At 66.3% G+C, this 18,660-nt stretch carries 2 protein-coding genes (1 of these 2 cut by a window edge); both read right to left on the reverse strand.

Annotation, left to right across the window (positions count from 1 at the left end; translation table 11 throughout):
• Window positions 1-577, reverse strand: partial view of a non-ribosomal peptide synthase/polyketide synthase gene (locus AB0J29_RS15990; protein ID WP_364785692.1) — the 5' end (the start) only. Its footprint begins 24,713 nt before the window's first position; only the first 577 of its 25,290 coding nucleotides appear in the window; its start codon is at window positions 575-577; the stop codon falls past the left edge of the window.
• Window positions 577-18,273 carry a non-ribosomal peptide synthase/polyketide synthase gene (locus AB0J29_RS15995; protein WP_364785695.1) on the reverse strand — a complete coding sequence of 5,899 codons (17,697 nt, stop codon included), beginning with the start codon at window positions 18,271-18,273 and terminating at the stop codon, window positions 577-579. The genes AB0J29_RS15990 and AB0J29_RS15995 overlap by 1 nt, the downstream gene beginning before the upstream one ends.
• Between the last annotated feature and the right edge of the window lie 387 nt (window positions 18,274-18,660).

Consider the following 18,660-nt stretch of genomic DNA (forward strand, 5'->3'; position numbering starts at 1 on the left):
GCAGGTCGAACGAGCGTCGCACGGCAAGCCCCACCAGGCTGTCCGGGCCGACGCCCAGGTCGATCAACCGCCGTGCGAGGGCGTTCACGCGTCCGTCGAACTCCGCGTAGGTGAGCGTCGCACCCGCGAATTCCAAGGCCACCGCGTCCGGGGTCCGGCGCGCCTGCGCCTCGAATTCGCTGACCAGGGTCTCGATCGGCGCGAATATCTTCGGTAGCACAGGGGCCGCCGTCGTCAGGGCGTCATCGAGCAATTGCTCGAGCACGGCGCCGAGTGCGCCGTCTCCCGACTCGAGCAGGGTAGGAAATTGACCGGAAACCACCACCGATACCAATGCGTCGGCACCGAGACCGCCGCCCATGGCCTCGTCCAACACCGTGATCTCGGTGGCCAGCGCACCGTAGGTGATCGTGGTCCCGTCGTGCCGCAGGGCGACCCGCTCCGGATCCAATTCGGCGACCTTATCGATCAGGATCGGTAAGTCATCGAGTCCATATGCCCGGCGCAGCGCCGAGTGATCGTACGCGGCACGGCGATTGCCGAGTGTGCTGGATGCGACCGATTCTGCCTTGGACATCAGCGGATTCCTTCCGAATCGAGTGCCAACCCCGAGTTGGCGAGCACGGCCAGCGACTCGGTGCGCAGGGTCCGCAGCACCGCGGCGAGACCACTGCCGCCGAGGGCGGCCAGGAGGCCGGGCACCAGCCCGGCGAGGGCGACATTGACCAGCGCTTCCGGTTTCGCGGTCGCGCCCATGGCCTTGGCGACCGTCGCGAGCTTGGTGGCCAGCTCGCCGTAGGTCACCGTATGCACGTCATGGGTGAAAGCGACTGCACCGGAATCGATTTCAGCCGCCGCGGCGATCAGCGCGGGTAGGCTGTCCGGCTGTTCGGCTCCGATACGTGACCGTTCGCCGGTACCGCGAATGTCGATGGCGCGGATGGCGATGGCCGGGTCGGCCGCGACGACCTCGAATATTCGAAGTAGCCGCTGGACGAACAGCCGGACCGTCGCGGCATCGAAAATATCGGTCGCGTAACCGAATCGCATATCCAATCCGGCCGGCGCGCCGGCCGCGTCGAACAACTCGATGCCGGTGAGCTGCAGATCGTATTTGGCCTCCGCCAGCGCGAGATCGAGCACCTCGACCGCGAGACCGGGCAGTGCGACGCGGCCGGACGGCATGTTCTGGAAGGTGAACAACACTTGGAACAACGGCGTATAGGCACTGGACCTGGTACCCACAGCGTCGACCACCCGTTCGAACGGCACATCGGCATGCGACAGTGCCGCGATATCGCGATCCCTGGCCTGCCGAAGCAGATCCGCGAAGCCGGTGCGTGCGTCGACCTCGGTGCGCAATACAACGGTATTGACGAACATGCCGATCAGATCGTCGAGCGCACGTTCGCCACGCCCCGCCACCGGTGCGCCGATCGCGATATCCGCCGTGCCGGACAGCTTGGCGAGCAGGACCGCGAACGCACTGTGGATCAGGGTGAACAGCGTCGTACCGTGCGCACGGGCAATGGTCTCCAGCCGTCCGGCGAGCTGCGCGTCGACCTCGAAATCGACCGTGGCACCGCGCATATCGCGGCGCGCCGGCCGCGGTCGATCGGTCGGCAATGGAAGTACCTCGGGCAGGCCCGCCAATTCCGTTGTCCAATAGCCGAGTTGCCGAGACAGCAGACTGTCCGGATCGCGGTCGGAACCGAGCACCGCGCGCTGCCACACGCTGTAATCGGCGTAGTGGATCGGCAATGGATCCCAGTCGGGCGCAGTGCCCGCGATCCGGCTGAGATAGGCACGCATGAGATCCCGCGTCATCGGTGCGACCGAATAGCCGTCGGCGCTGATGTGGTGCAGGACCACCACGAGCACGTGCTCCTCGACATCGGTGCGAAACAATGCCGCGCGGACCGGTGGTGCCGCGGTGATATCGAAACCGGTGGCGACGAATTCAGCGATGCGCGCGTCGATATCGCCCGGTGCCACGTGGATCGGTGCCAGATCGACCGCGATTTCGGCAACTTCCAGCACGTGCTGCACCGGTTCGGGCTCGGCATCCGGATACCGGGTGCGCAGGGTTTCGTGGCGTTCGATCACATCCAGGATTGCCGCGTGAAGCGCGGCTATATCCAGTGCGCCGATCAGACGCAACGCTGCGGGGATGTGATAGGCCGAGGAGTCGGGGGCGAGCCGATTGACCACCCACATCCGTTGCTGTGCCAGCGATAGCGGGGCGGGTGTGGTGCCGGATCGCCGGGTGAGCGCGGGCCTGGTGTCGGTGTCCCCGAGGTCGGCCAGTCGCGCAGCGAGCAGCCCGGCAGTCGGCGCATCGAATACCGCGGTCACCGGCACCCGCACGCGGAGCGCCGAACCCAACTGCGCCGCCAGCCGGGTCGCCAGCAGTGAATTGCCGCCGACCGCGAAGAAATCGGTATCCAGCCCGACCTGCTCCGCTCCGATTACCGCGACGAAGGCGGCCACGACCAGGCGCTCGAGCTCGCTGGTCGGTGCGCGGAAAGCGGTGGCGGCGAACGTCGGCTGCGGCAATGCGGCCCGATCGACCTTGCCATTGGCATTGAGCGGCAACGACTCCAGCACGACGATCGCGGCGGGCACCATATAGGTGGGCAGCTCGGTGGCTACCGCCGCACGCAACGCACCGGCCAGTTCACCAGGTGCCGTCGATTCCGGCACCGCGACATAGGCGATGAGCCGAGCTCCGGCGGGCTCGTCATCGTGCGCCACCGCGACCGCGGCGCGCACCTGCGGCAGCCGCAGCAGCGCGGCCTCCACCTCACCGAGCTCGATCCGGAAGCCGCCGATCTTGACCTGGAAGTCCGCCCGCTCCAGGTACTCCAGCGTGCCGTCCGGACGCCAGCGGACGATATCGCCGGTCCGGTACATCGTGGTTCCCCCGCGACCGGCGAAGGGATCCACCACAAAGCGCTCGGCCGTCAGTGCGGGCCTGCGTTGATAGCCACGCGCCAATTGCGCACCGGCCAAATACAACTCGCCGGGTACACCCACCGGAACCGGTTGCAGTCGTCCGTCGAGCACGTAGACCCGGCTGTTCCAGGCAGGCGCGCCGATCGGCACGATATGGGTCGGGTCAGCATCGACTGCGAAGGCCGTGATCGACACGGCCGCCTCGGTCGGGCCGTACAGGTTGAACAGTCGCGCGCCGGAATGTCGGGCCCGACGACGGAATTCGATCGCGGTGGCGGGCGGCAGCGCCTCGCCGATGGCGAGCACCTGCCGCAGCGCATCCGGTAGCGGGGCATCCGATGCCGCGAGCAGCATGCCGACCAGCGACGGTACGGCGTGCAGTGTCGTCACCGCATGTCGTTCGATCAGCGTCCGCAGCCGGTCCGGATCGCGTTCGGTACCGGGCTCGGTCACCACCAGACGACCGCCCGTCGTCAGGACCGACCAGAACTCCCATACGGATAGGTCGAAGGTCGCGGGGGTCTTGAGCAACGCACTCGCGTGCGGTCCGAGAGCGAATCGGTCACGCAGCCAGGACAATTGGTTGACGACCGCCGCGTGCGACATGGTGACGCCCTTGGGCAGTCCGGTCGACCCGGATGTGAAGATCACATATGCCGGGTGCTCCGGCCGCAACGGTCGCACCCGTTCGCCATCGGCAATCGGAGTCGCCGCGTAGTTGGCCAACTCGAGCCGATCCACTTCCATTGTGGGAAGCGCTGTTTCGATGGGCACACCGTCGTGTGACGTGGTGAGCACACACACCGGCCCGGCAGTCTCGATGACGTAGGCGATCCGGTCGGCCGGATGATCCGGATCGATGGGCACATACGCGCCACCGGCCCGCACCACCGCGTACATGGCGACAACCAACTCGACCGAGCGCCGCATGGCGAGCACAACGGTCGTTTCCGGGCCGACCCCGTCCGCAATCAGCTTGCGCGCCAACCTGTTGACCGCAGCGTCGAATTCGGCATAGGTGAGCACTGATTCCGTGCTCGCATCGATCAATGCGATGCTCTCAGGCGTCAGCGCGGCCTGCGAATCGATGAGATCGGCCAACGTCGCAGCGGCCACCGGATGCGCGGTCCGGTTCCACTGCTCGAGCAACCGCGCACGCTCTGCCGCGCCCAGCAAATCCAGCCCACCTACAGCCGTATCCGACTGGGCGACAATCGATTCGAGCACTCGCAGCAGCTGATCACGCATTCGCTGCGCACTAGCAGACTCGAACAGGTCGGTCGCGTACCCGAGCGCGAGATCGATCCCCTCGGGCGCGCCATCCGAACCGTAGTGATCGACAGCGAACAGATGCAGATCGAATTGTGCTACCCCACTGTCGAATTCGATCTCACTTACCTCGAGCCCGGGCAGCTTCAGTTCGCCGCGCTCGTGATTCTGGAACGAAAGCCCGACCTGGAACAGCGGATGCCGCGCCGTGGATCGTTCCGGATTCAGCACCTCCACCAGGCGCTCGAACGGCACATCCGCATGCGAGAAGGCGGCGATATCGGCGGCCCTGACCCGCTCGAGCAGTGCATCGAAGTTGGCATCGCCATCGACTCGAGTCCGTAATACCAGGGTATTGACGAACATGCCGATCACATCGTCGAGTTCCGCATCGCCGCGTCCCGCGATCGGGGTGCCGACCGCGATATCCGAACTGCCGGACAGTCGAGCGAGCAATGCGGCGAATGCGGCATGGACGACCATGAACAGTGTTGCGCCGCTGCGTCTTCCGAGCACGATGAGCGCGCTGTGCAAGCGCGCGTCGATCGCGAACTCCACCTTCGCGCCGCGCAAACTCTGGCGCACCGGCCGCGGGTGATCGGTGGGCAGGGCCAGCTGATCGGGCAAGCCGTCCAATGTCCGGGTCCAGTACGCGATCTGCTGCGCCGACAGCGATTCGGGCTCATCCTCGGCGCCGAGCAGCTTGCGCTGCCACAGTGCGTAATCGGCGTACTGCATGGCGGGCGGTGTCCAGCCGGGCGCGCTGTCGTCCAGGCGCGCGCGGTAGGCAAGCATCAGATCGCGGACAAATGGCGCGAGCGAGGATCCGTCCGCGGCAATGTGATGCAACACCGCCGCCAATACGTACTCCGCGCGTCCCGCGATCCGGAACAGCCGCATCCGCACCGGGATATCGACGGTCACGTCGAACGTGGTTGCGGCCAGTTCCCGAATCCGTTCCGGCAGTTCGGCTTCGGCGATATCGATCGGATACAACGACGGAATCGCCTGCGCGACCGGCACGATCAGCTGGGTCGCCGAACCTTCGACCTCCGGATACCGGGTCCGCAGCGACTCGTGTCGGCCGATCAGATCCGCGACCGCGGCTTGTAGCGCCGCGGTATCCAATGCGCCGGAGAGCCGCAGCGCCACCGGAATGTTGTAGGCGATGGACTGCTGGTCGAACCGATTGAGAAACCACATCCGCTGCTGGGCCGGGGAGAGCGGAATTCGGTCCGGACGCGCACCGGCCACCAGCGGGGGCCTGGCCGCGGCGTAGTCGCTCGCGGTGACCGCCGCGGCGAGGTCGGCGACCCGCGGCGATTCGAACAGCGCGCGCACACCGACGGTGCACCCGAGCGCGGCGCCGATGCGGGCCGCGGCCTTCGCGGCCAGCAGGGAGGAACCACCGAGGGCGAAGAAGTCGTCATCCGCACCGACATCGGCCAGCCCGAGTACATCGGCGAAGGCTCCGGCGACAATCTCCTCGACGAACGTGCCCGGCTTGCGGTACGTCGTGCCCTCGAACACCGGAGCGGGCAGCGCGGCCCGATCCAGTTTCCCGTTGACGGTCAAAGGAATTCGGTCCACCACCAGGATCGCGGCGGGCACCATGTGCTCGGGCAACCGGCGCGCGAGTTGCTGGCGCAGCTGCGCGGTGTCGATCGCGTCGGAGCCGACCACATAGGCGACAATGCGGAGCTCATCCACCAGATCGCTGCGCACGACCACCGCCACCTCGCGCACCGCCGCGCTCGCCGCCAGCAGCGCTGCCTCGATCTCCCCCAGCTCGATGCGGAACCCGCGCAGGTTCACCTGTTGATCGGCCCGGCCCAGGTACTCCAACTCGCCATCGGCCGTCCATCGTGCGAGATCACCGGACCGGTAGGCCAGGGCACCCGCCCCGGCGTACGGATCGGCCACGAACCGGCTCGCGGTGAGCGCGGGCCGCCCGAGATAGCCACGCGCCAACTGACCACCGGAGACATAGATTTCGCCGGGTACACCGACCGGCACCGGCCGCAGCCGCGCATCGAGGATGCGTACGACCAATCCGGGTACGGCGCCACCGATCACACTCGCCGAGCCGGTGTCCGCCTCGATCGGCCGATAGGACACATGCACGGTGGTCTCGGTGATGCCGTACATATTCACCAGTCGCGGCGACCGCGGGTGCCGGGCGAACCAGCCGCCGAGTCGCTGCGGTTCCAGCGCCTCGCCACCGAAGATCACATAACGCAAGGCGAGTTCGTCCGGCGGCTCGGCGGCGATCAGTTGATAGAAGGCCGACGGGGTCTGGTTCAGCACCGTCACCCGCTCCGCGGCGAGCAGTTGCGCGAACTGCTGCGGTGAGCGCGAGGTGTAGTAGTCGACCACCACGAGTGTGCCGCCGTGCAGCAGCGCACCCCAGAGCTCCCAGACCGAAAAGTCGAAGGCATAGGAGTGGAACAGCGTCCAGACATCGGCGGGACCGAAATCGAAGTGGCACTGGGTATTATCCAGCAGTCGCAGCACATTGCGGTGCGGGATGACCACGCCCTTCGGTTGCCCTGTGGATCCGGAGGTGTAGATGACGTAAGCCGTATGCGCCGGATTCAGCGGCGCGCGGCGCTGCGCCTGGGTGATGGCGGAGGAATCGATCGAACCCCGATTCGCGGCGGCGATATCGAGCACCGGCCCACCGAACCAACCGGGTGTCAATTCGGCAGCGGTGCTGGTGATCGCGCAGATCGGGCGCGCATCGTCGAGCACATATTCGATCCGATCCGCCGGATAGTTCGGATCGATCGGTAGATAGCCGCCACCCGCCTTGATCACCGCGACCAATGCGACGACCAGTTCGACCGATCGCGGTAACGCCACCGCCACCAGCGCTTCCGGTCCGACCCCGGCCGCGATCAGCCGCCGGGCCAGACGGTTCGACCAGGCGTCGAGTTCGGCATAGGTCAACGATCGGGTGCCCGCGCGGACCGCGACGGCTGTCGGATCGAGCGCGGCGGCCAGCGCGAATCGCTCGGTCAGCGTGGCCGTCTCGGTAACGTAAGTCCCTGTCGGAGTGGACCATTCGTGCAGCGCCCGATGTTGTTCCTCGGCGCTGAGCAATTGGATATCCCCGACCACCACCGTGGCATCGGCCGCAATGGCGGCCAGCACCTGAGTGAGGCGGCGACCCAGCACCGCGATCGTGCCCGCATCGAAAAGGTCGGTCGCATAGGTGATCTCGATATCCATGCCATCCGCGCGACCATCGGCGTCATCGGATTCGGCCACCGTGAACTGCAGATCGAATTTGGCCGCCGCCGCATCGAATTCGACCGGACGCAGCACGAGATCGGCGAGTTCGAGCGACGGCAGTGTGAAGTTCTGGAAGGTCAACGCCACCTGGAACAGCGGGTTCCGATTCTGGGCGCGCGTCGGCGCGATGACCTCGACCAGCCGATCGAACGGCAGATCGGCATGCGAAAGCGCGTCGATATCCTGTGCGCGCACAGTATCCAGCACGGTCTCGAAGCGCGCCCTGGTGTCGATGTGGGTACGCAATACCAGCGTGTTGACGAACATCCCGACGAGCCCGTCCAACGCGGCATCACCGCGACCCGCGACGGGCGTGCCGATCGCGATGTCCTCGGTGACCGACAGCCGGGACAAGAGCACCGCGAGCGCCGCACGCATCGTGCTGAACAGCGTCGTCTCCCGTTTGCGGGCGAGTTCGCGCAGTTCACTGTGCAGATCGGAGTCGATGCGGAGCCGGTGGGTGGCACCGCGATACGACGAGACGGCGGGACGCGGCCGGTCGGTGGGCAGTTCCAGTTGTTCGGGCAGTCCCGTCAGCGCACGCCGCCAGAAGGCAAGCTGCCGGTGTGCCCGCGACGCCGGATCCGCATCGTCACCCAGTGTCTCGGCCTGCCACAGCGTGTAGTCGGCATACTGTACGGGCAATGCCGCCCATGCGGGCGCGGTGCCATCTCGACGTGCGGTGTAGGCGGTCATGAGATCGAGCGCGAGCGGTCCGAGCGAGAATCCATCGGCCGAAATATGGTGCAGTACCAGGGCAAGCACCGCATCGCCAGCGCTGACCGCGAACAGCCGGGCCCGCAGTGGCAGCTGCGTGGTCAGATCGAACGGTGTCCCCGCGAATGCGCGAAGGTGCGCCCCGAGTTCGGCTTCCGTGATCTGCTCCGGCTGTAACGCCGGAACAGCCTGCGCCGCAACGATAAGCACTTGCTCGGCACCATCGGGACCGTCGGGATAGACCGTCCGCAACGTCTCGTGCCGAGCGATCACATCCGCCAGCGCGGCAGTCAACGCCTGCACATCGAGATCACCGGTGAGCCGCAACGCGACGGGGATGTTGTCGACGGCACCCGCCGGATCGTCGGCCAGGAACCGGTTGAGAAACCACATGCGCCGCTGCGCCGACGACAGCGGAATCCGCGCTGGTCGCGGGCGCGCGGTCAACGCGATATAGCCGCGGTCCTCATATACCTCGGTCGCCGCCGCCAATGCCGCAACCGTTGCTGCTTCGAACAGCATCCGCACCGGCAGCCGCATATCCAGCGCCGCCCCCAACCGCGCGACGACCTGGGTGGCGTTCAGCGAATTTCCACCGAGGGCGAAGAAGTCATCGTCGAGGCCGACCAGCTCGACGTCCAGTACCTCCGCGAAGGTTCGGGCAACGATTTCCTGGGTCGCCGTGACGGGCGCACGGAAAACAGCCGCCTCGAATACCGGGGCCGGCAGGGCCTTGCGATCCAACTTGCCGGAAGCATTGAGCGGAAATTCATCGAGGACGACGAACGCCGACGGCACCATGTATGCCGGCAGTTGCGCGCGCAGAGCGGATTCCACGGCATCGGTATCGACCCGCGCTCCGGCTTCCCCGACGAGGTATGCGACGAGTTGCCGCCCGTCCCGCAGCACAACCACCGCCTGCGCGATGGCGGCCACGGCAGTGAGCGCGGATTCGATCTCACCGAGTTCGATCCGCAAACCACGCAGCTTGACCTGGAAATCCGTGCGTCCCAGATACTCGAGCTTCCCATCCGAACGCCAGGCCGCGAGATCCCCGGTGCGATACATCCGTGCACCATCGCCGAACGGATTCGCGACGAACCGATCACTCGTCAGATCCGGCCGTCCGAAGTATCCGCGCGCCAATTGCGCACCGGCCAAATACAATTCGCCCGCGACCTGCGCCGGCACCGGACTCAACCGATCATCGAGGACATAAACCTGGGTGTTGAATACCGGCGCACCGATCGGCACGGTATCCACATCGGCCGCGGTGACCTCGTGGCTGGTGACATCCACCGCCGCCTCGGTCGGTCCATACAGATTGTGCACCGCCGCACCGGTCAGCTCACGAAGCCGATGCGCTGGCTTGGGCGCCAATGCTTCCCCCGATGCGAATACCAGCCGCAGCGAATCACAGTCGGCCGCCGCGGGTTCCGCGACGAACACCACCAACATCGACGGCACGAAATGCGCGACACTGACTCGCTCGCGCCGAATCACCCACGCCAGATACGCCGGATCACGATGCCCATCCGGCCGCGCGACCACCAAACGCGCCCCGACCTGCAAGGGCCAGAAGAACTCCCACACCGACACATCGAAGGTGGCGGGTGTCTTCTGCAGCACGACATCATCGACGGTCAGCGGGTAGGTGTCCTGCATCCACACCAGACGATTGACGATGGCCGCATGCGAAACCGTGACACCTTTCGGCCGCCCTGTCGAGCCGGAGGTGAATATCACGTACGCGGCATGGCCCGGCACCAGGGAGCCGAGCCGATCATCTTCGGTCACCGGCGCATCCGAGTAGTCGGAGGTGTCGAACAGATCCACATCGAGCACCGCCCACGCGCGCGAACGCTCCTCGGCGCCGAGATCCAGCCCATCGCCGGTGCGGGTCAGCACACACACCGGACGCGCCGACCGCAGCGTCTCGGTGATTCGCTCGGCCGGATGCTCCGGATCCACCGGAACGTAGGCACCACCCGCGGTGAGCACCGCGTATACGGCCACCATCAGATCCAGCGATCGCCGCATGCCGATGGCCACCACGGTATCCGGACGAACACCGATCGACACCAGCAGCCGCGCGAGCCGATTCACCCGACCCGCGAACTCCGCATACGTGAACGACTCATCCTCGAAGGTGACCGCAATGGCATCCGGCGTCCGCGCGACCTGCGCCTCGAACAGCGATACCAGTGTCGCGTTCGAATCCACTGGATGCGTTGTCGCATTCCAGCTATCGAGGATCAGCGCCCGCTCGCGGGCATCGAGCAGATCGATATCGCCGATCAGCACGTGCGGATCCGCGATCGCATCGAGCACGCGACACAGCTGAATCGCGAACGACGCAACCGTTCGCGCATCGAACAGGTCGGTGGCGTACTCGAAAGTCGCGGCCATGCCCGCCGGAGCACCGGCCGCGTCGATGGTCTCGGTCAGCGTCAGTTGCAGATCGAATTTCGCCGTCCGCGTATCGATATCGAGCACCGAGGCCGCGACCCCGGCCAGCTCCAGGCTGGTCTGGGCGGTGTTCTGAAAGTCGAGCATGACCTGGAACAGCGGATGCCGTGCCGCGGAACGCTCCGGATTGAGTACCTCGACCAGCCGCTCGAACGGCACGTCGGCGTGTGCGAGGGCGCGCAGATCACCGTCGCGGACCGCGGTGATCAAGTCGGCGAAGGCCAGTTCCGGTCGCACATCGGTGCGCAGCACCAGGGTGTTGACGAACATGCCGACCAGCTCGTCCAGCGCGGCGGCACCGCGACCCGCGACCGCGGTTCCGATCGCAATATCCCGCTGCCCGGCGAGTTTCGCCAGCAGCGTGGCGAAGGCGGCATGCAGCACCATGAACAGGGACGCGTTGGCGTCCTCCGCCACATCCCGTAGCCGGCGATGGGTCGCGGCATCGATGGTGAAGGCGTGGCGCGCACCACGACCCGACGCGACCGCGGGACGCGGCCGATCCCCCGGCAGGGCCAGCACATCGGGCAGATCGGCCAATTCGGTTGACCAATAACGGATCTGCTCGGCGATCAGGGAATCAGGATCGTCCTCGGCACCGAGCATTTCCCGCTGCCACAGTGTGTAATCGGCGTACTGCACCGGCAGCGCCACCCAGTTCGGCTCCGAGCCCGCGCGACGCGCGGCGTAGGCGGTCATCAGATCCCGCGTGAGGGGTGCGATGGACCAACCGTCCGCGCTGATGTGATGGATGGAGACAACCAGCACATGCTCGCTCCCGGTGCGCAGCAAGGTGAGTCGAACCGGCGCCGCCCGATCGACCGCGAAAGGCATTGCCGCCACCGCTCGAACCCGGTCGCTCAAATCCACCGCATCGACCGGCTCCGGCAGCAGCGAAACCGCCTTGCGATCCACCGGCAGCACTTCCTGCTGCGCAATGCCCTCGACCGCTGGATATCTGGTGCGCAGCGCCTCGTGTCTGGCGATGACATCGCCGACCGCATCGGTCAGCGCGCTGAGATCGAGCATGCCGACCAATCGCACCGCGGCGGTCAGATTATTCGCGACCGAGGCGGCATCGAACTGATTCAGGAACCACATCCGCTGCTGCGCATAGGAGAGCGGCACCACATCGGGGCGGACCTGCGCGACCACTGCCCGTCGGCCGCGCGCAGTCCCCGAATCGGGCAGATGTGCGGCCAATGCGGCCACCGTCGAATGCTCGAATAACAGCCGCACCGGAATATCGGCATCGACCACCGCACCGATCCGCGCGGCAATCTGCGTGGCGACCAGGGAGTTTCCGCCCAGGACGAAGAAGTCGTCGTCCAATCCGACCCGGTCGAGACCGAGCACCGCCGCGAATACCTCGGCAACCGCATGCTCGGCCGCCGTGCCGGGCGCCCGAAACGTCTTCGCGGCCAGCACCGGATCGGGCAATGCCTTGCGATCCAACTTGCCCGAGCTGGTCAGCGGCATTTCGGCCAGTCCGGCATAGGCCGTCGGCACCATGTACGAAGGCAGCACAGCGCGCAGCCGCTGCCCGAGCACCTCGGCCAGCTTCGCCTCCGGAATGGCGGCGACCACATAGGCGACCAGCAGCTCACCCGCGGCATGCGCGAACACCCGAACAGCGGCCGCACGCACATCGTCGGCGGCGACGAGCGCCGCCTCGATCTCACCGAGCTCGATCCGCTGCCCTCTTAGCTTCACCTGAAAGTCACTGCGTCCCAGGTATTCCAGATCCCCGGTACGATTGCGCCGCACCAGATCGCCCGTCCGATACATCCGGGCTCCGGCCGGTCCATACGGATTGGCCACGAACCGCTCGGCGGTCAATTCCGCTCGACCGTGGTACCCGCGCGCCACCTGAACACCGGATAGGTACAGTTCACCGACGACCAGATCCGGCACCGGCCGCAACCGGGCGTCGAGCACCAACACCTGACTCGAATGCACCGGCCGACCGATCGGCACCGCCCCGGGCCGGGCAGTATCAACCGCGGCATAGGTCGCGTGCACAGTGAATTCCGTTGGGCCGTAGAGATTGTGCAGCTCGGCCCGGCACACCGCGGCGAAGCGGGCCGCGGCTTCACCGGTCATCGCCTCACCCGCCACGAAAACCACACGTAACGAAGCGATCTGGGCGATTCCGCTGGCATCGGCGAACATCGTCAGCATTGATGGCACGAACGAGGTCATCGTCACCCGCTGCGCCGCAATGGTCGCGGCCAGATACGCCGTGTCCCGATGCCCGTCATGCTCGGCGACGACCATGCGCGCACCGCGCGCCAATGGCGCGAACAGCTCCCACACCGACACATCGAAGGTCGCCGGAGTCTTGAACAGCACCACATCGTCGGCCCCGATGCCGTATTCGTCGGCAATCCAGTTGATCTGATTGACCACCGAGGCATGCTGTACCGCAACACCTTTCGGCTTGCCAGTAGATCCGGAGGTGAAAATGACGTACGCCGTATTGGTCGCCCGCAAGGGACGCAATCGATCCTTATCCCGCACCGGCGCATCCGAATAGCCCGAGCAATCCAAGGCATCGACCACCAGGACCGACTCCGAAGATCCAGTCGCCCACCCGTCATCGGCCCGAGTCAGCACACACACCGGCCGAGCCGCGGCAAGAACGTGCGCACGCCGCGCCGCCGGTTGATCCGGATCCACCGGCACATACCCGCCACCCGCGGTCAGTACGGCATAGGCGGCGACAACGAACTGCACCGAACGCCGCATACTCAGCACGACCAGCGCCTCGGGCCCGACCCCGGCGGCAATCAGCCGACGAGCAAGCCGATTCACCCGCCCGGAGAACTCGGCATACGTCAGCGCACCGTCCCCGTCGACCAGTGCGACCGCCTCGGGCGTCCGCCGCGCCTGCGTCTCGAATGCGGCGAGCAGCGTGGCGGCACTGCTCGACGACTCGGCCATTCCGCAGTCGATCGCGCGCTGCCGACCCGCGACGTCCAGCAGCGACAGATCCCCCACCACCAGCTCGGCATCGACCACGATCGCGCGCAGCAACCGAACCAACCACTGCGCATAATCCGCGATGGTGGCTTCGTCGAATAGATCGGTGGCGTAGGTGAATTCCGCCCGGATCCCCGCCGGTGCCGGACCTTCCCCGAGTCCGGCACCGGCGAAGCCTTCGGTGACCGTGAGCTGGAGATCGAATTTGGTCACTCCGGTCTCCAGCGTACTGGTGCAGACCGACAAATCGGGGAGTTCGAAGGCGATGTCGGAAGCATTGTCGAAAGCGAGCAATACCTGGAACAGCGGATGCCGCGCCTGCGAGCGCGGCGGGTTGATGGCATCGACCAACTGCTCGAATGGCAATTCGGCATGGCCGAAGGCGGCGAGATCGGTCTCCCGTACCCGAGCCAGCAGCGCGGAGAAGGGAGCGGCGGCATCGACGACGGTCCGCAGCACCAGGGTGTTGACGAACATGCCGACGAGGTCGTCCAGCGCCCGTTCACCACGTCCGGCCACCGGCGTGCCGATCACGATGTCGTCACCGCCGGACAGCCGCGAAAGCAGCACAGCCAGCGTGGCATGCAGCACCATGAAGTTCGAAACACCGTGGGCACGCGCAAGTTTCACGACTTCGGCATGTACTTCACCCGGAATTTCGAACCCGAAGACCGCACCCCGCCCGGATGCGACGGCGGGCCGGAACCGATCGGCGGGCAGTTCGATCAGATCGGGTGCACCGGCGAGCGTGGCCGTCCAGAACTCCAACTGGCGGGCCGCTGGCGCATCCGAATCCGCTACGGAGCCGAGCAGTTCATGCTGCCAGAGACTGTAATCCGCATACTGCACCGGCAGCGGCAGCCATTCCGGCGCATTGCCCGCATGCCGGGATCGATACGCGAACATGACATCTCGTGCCAAGACCCGCAGCGACAGGCCATCCGCGGCAATGTGATGCAGCACCAGCGCCAGCGCGCAGTTCTCGTCGTCGACCAGGAAAACCCGTGCGCGCATGGATATTTCACGTTCCAGATCGAATCCGAGCGCGGCGAACCGGGCGAGCTCGTCATCCAGGTCATCCGCGCCGATCGACTCCGGCTCGCCCACTACGGTTACGTCGTTCGCGGACAATACGACCTGCTGGGCCGCCACCCCCTCCGATACCGCGGGGAAGATCGTGCGCAGCACCTCGTGCCGATCGACCAGATCGGCCAAGGCGAGCCGCAACGCGGAAATATCGACCGCACCGCGCATCCGCACCACGAACGGCATGTTGTAACCGGCGCTCGCGGTTTCGAACCGGTTGAGGAACCAGATCCGCTGCTGCGCCGGAGATAGCGGAACCAGCGGCGGCCGGTGTCGCGCCCGCAGCCGCGCGAGCACCGGTCCGCCACTGGATCCACCCGCCCGCTCGATGAGTTCGGCGAGTGCGGACACCGTGGTAGCGGTGAACAAATCGCGAACCCCGAGCCGGCAGCCCAGTTCGGCGCCCAACCGCGCCGCGACCTGGGTGGCCACCAAACTATTGCCGCCGAGCGCGAAGAAATCGTCGTCGCGCCCGATCCGATCGTGTCCGAGCACCGCACCGAACACCCGCGCGACCACGGCCTGCACCGGCGTCACGACCTCGGCGTATTCGGTCGAAATCCGCTCGGGCGCGGGCAGCGCGGCCCGATCCAATTTGCCGGAGGCATTGACCGGCAGTGCGTCCAGCACCACGAACGCGGCAGGCACCATGTATGCGGGCAACGCGCGCAATGCCGCGGTACGCAGTTGGGCGACAGACACCGTGCCGGGTTCGGATTCGACCACATAGGCGACCAGTTGCTCGCCCACTCCGGCGTCATCGCGCACCACGACCACCGCGCGCACCACCGAATCGATGGCCCCGAGCACGGCTTCGATCTCGCCTAGCTCGATCCGCAGCCCGCGCAGCTTCACCTGGAAGTCGGTGCGGCCCAGGTACTCCAGCTCACCGCGGGTGGTCCAGCGGACCAGATCACCGGTGCGGTACATCCTGGTGGCCGACCCGAACGGGTCCGCAACGAACCGATCGGCGCTGAGCCCGGGTCGGCCGAGATAACCACGGGCGAGCTGTACCCCCGACAGATACAGCTCGCCCGCAGCTCCGACCGGTACCGGCCGCAACCGCGAATCGAGCACGTAGAGCCGGGTATTGAAGACCGGCGCGCCGATCGGCACCGAGAGGGTATCGGTATCGGTCACTTCATGGAAGGTGACGTCGACCGCCGCCTCTGTGGGACCGTACAGGTTGTGCAGCCGTACACCGGTCAGCACCCGCAGTCGCTGTGCCAGCGCGGCGGGCAGCGCCTCACCGGACGCAAAGACGGTGCGCAGTGCCGTGCGTCCGGTGAACTCCTGCTGTGCCAGAAATACTTCCAGCATCGATGGTACGAAATGCGCTGTTGTGACACCGTATTCATCGATCGCCGCCCGGAGATAGGCCGGATCACGGTGGCCGTCGTGCTCGGCGAGCACCAACTGCGCCCCGATCTGCAAGGGCCAGAAGAACTCCCACACCGACACATCGAAGGTGGCCGGCGTCTTCTGCAGTACGACATCATCGGCCGACAACCGATACTGCTGCTGCATCCACACCAGCCGATTCACGATCGCCTCGTGGGTGACGGCGACCCCCTTCGGCAGCCCGGTCGACCCTGAGGTGAAGATCACATACGCGGCCTGCCCCGGCCGCAGTGCGGCGGTGCGTTCCCGATCCCAGACCGGACCATCCGCATAGTCGGCGAGATCCAGCCCACCAAGCCGGATCACCGGCACTCCGGCCAGCTCGGTGGCATCCGTTGTCAGTACACATGCCGGTTGCGCGGTGGCCAGAATGTGCGCGGTGCGCTCGGCCGGATGATCCGGATCCAGCGGCACATACGCCGCACCCGCGGCGAGGACGGCGTAGATCGCGACAACGAGTTCCGGCGACCGATGGATATCAACCGCGATCAGCGTCTCGGGTCCGACGCCGAATCCGATCAGATGCCGTGCCAACCTATTGCTGCGCGCCGCGAGTTCCCGATACGTCAGATCCGGCACACCCGCGAACCGCACCGCGACCGCATCCGGCGTCCGCGCGACCTGCGCCTCGAACAGCGAAACCAGCGTCGGGGCACCGGCGACCGCCGCGGGCACATCGAAGTCGGTCGCATTCCACATCCGGGTGCTGACCTCGAGCTCCAATTCGGTTGCTATCGTCACCGCGGCCAGCGGCGTATCGACCTCGGTGGCCACCAAACGCTCCAGATACCGCACGAACCGCCGGTGATGGCGCGCAATGTCGTCGGCGGCGTAGAGATTCGGATTCACCTCGAAATCGATATGCACGCTGTCGCGCTCGCCGTAATAGACATTGAGGCTCAGATCCTCCACCGGCCCGGTGGACAACACGTGGTACCGGCCGACCGCATCGCCCAGCGTCAGCTCGCTGCCGAACAGCATGATGTTGGCCAGCGGACCGAACAGCGCACGGCGCGCGGGCCGCCCATCATGCTCGGCATCGCGGCGGATGTCTTCGTGCCGATACCGCTGGTGCCGCAGCGCACCCGCCACCTCGACACGCATCGCCCGCAGCAGCTCACCCCAGGTGCCGTCGACCGGAAGCCGCAGCGGCACGATATTCGACAGCATCCCCGCCGACCGCCGCATCAGCGCGGTGGTGCGCGCGGTCACCGGCAGGCTCAGCACCGCCTCGTCCCGATCGGTGAGCCGCCCGAGATATCCGGCGAAGGCGGCGAGCAGTACCACCGCGAGCGTCGAATCCTGGTTCGCCGCAAGCCTATTCATCCGATCGACGAGCACGTCCGGCAATACCCGGCCGACGATCAGATTGGTCGCCGAGCGCGGTGCCGTCCGCCCTTCCAGGCTGGTCGCGCCGTCGAGCCCGGTCACCCGCTCGGCCCAGTGCGCCCGGTCGGTCTCGAAGCGCGGGCTGTCCCGGTAGGCGAGTTCACCATCGACCAGTTCGGTCAGCGCACCCGGCCGGACCGCCGGCGGCTCGGTACCGAGCACCCTGGCGGTATACAACTGCGCCGCCCGCTGTGTATTGGTCAGCGCGCCGTACCCGTCGAGCACGATGTGATGCGCCCGCATATACCAGAAGGTCCGCTGGTCCGCGACACGCAGCAGGGCACCGGCGAACAGCCGATCGGCCAGCATATCGACCGGCGCGCTCGCATCCGCGCGCATCCATTCGTGCGCCGCGGCCACCGGATCGGCGTGTTCGCGCAGGTCGATTGCCTGGATATCGACGGAATTCGCCGGATCGACGCACTGGTGCGGCACACCGCCGGATTCACCGAGCCGCACCAGCACCGATCCGTATTCCCGCGCCGCGATGACCGTGACCTCCCGCAGGATCGCGGTATCCAGCACGCCGGGCACGTCGACGTATTGGGCCACATTGATCGGCACGTCAGGATCGAGCAGTTGCGCGTACCAGACCCCCAGCTGTGCCGGTGCGAGCGGAAACGGCTGGTCGTCCGGAGCGTCCGATAAGCAGTCACTCGCCAAGGGCGCGGCCCCGTCCGATCGGGCCCCATCCAACTCCGTACCGTGCACCAGAGCCTCCTTGTTCGGCGTAAAACAGCAGACCGAACGCTTTCAGGCAGCACGAATAAGCCTCTGAGGCAAGGTTTTTCAGCGTTGCCACATGGCTTCGACGCCACCACAAGATGATTCGGCGAATGCGCGGGGCATGACGACACCCACGCAGGATCGAAACAGATTGCGCCCCGCTTGCGCCTAGCTCTTGATCGCTCCTCCAACTTCGCTGCCGCGGTGCGGGCGCCGCGGCGGTGTCAGCTGCATCACACGGATGTGATCCGCATTGCGAACACTAGGCGCTAAGTGAATAAAAAGGAACTTTTTGATCTAAAAAAGTTGGTCAGGCGTCCAGTGCGCTCAGCTGCGCCGACGCGGCAGGGCAAAGCTGTGTCCGCGATCACA

The sequence above is a fragment of the Nocardia sp. NPDC049707 genome (assembly GCF_040674855.1).
Lineage (GTDB): Bacteria > Actinomycetota > Actinomycetes > Mycobacteriales > Mycobacteriaceae > Nocardia.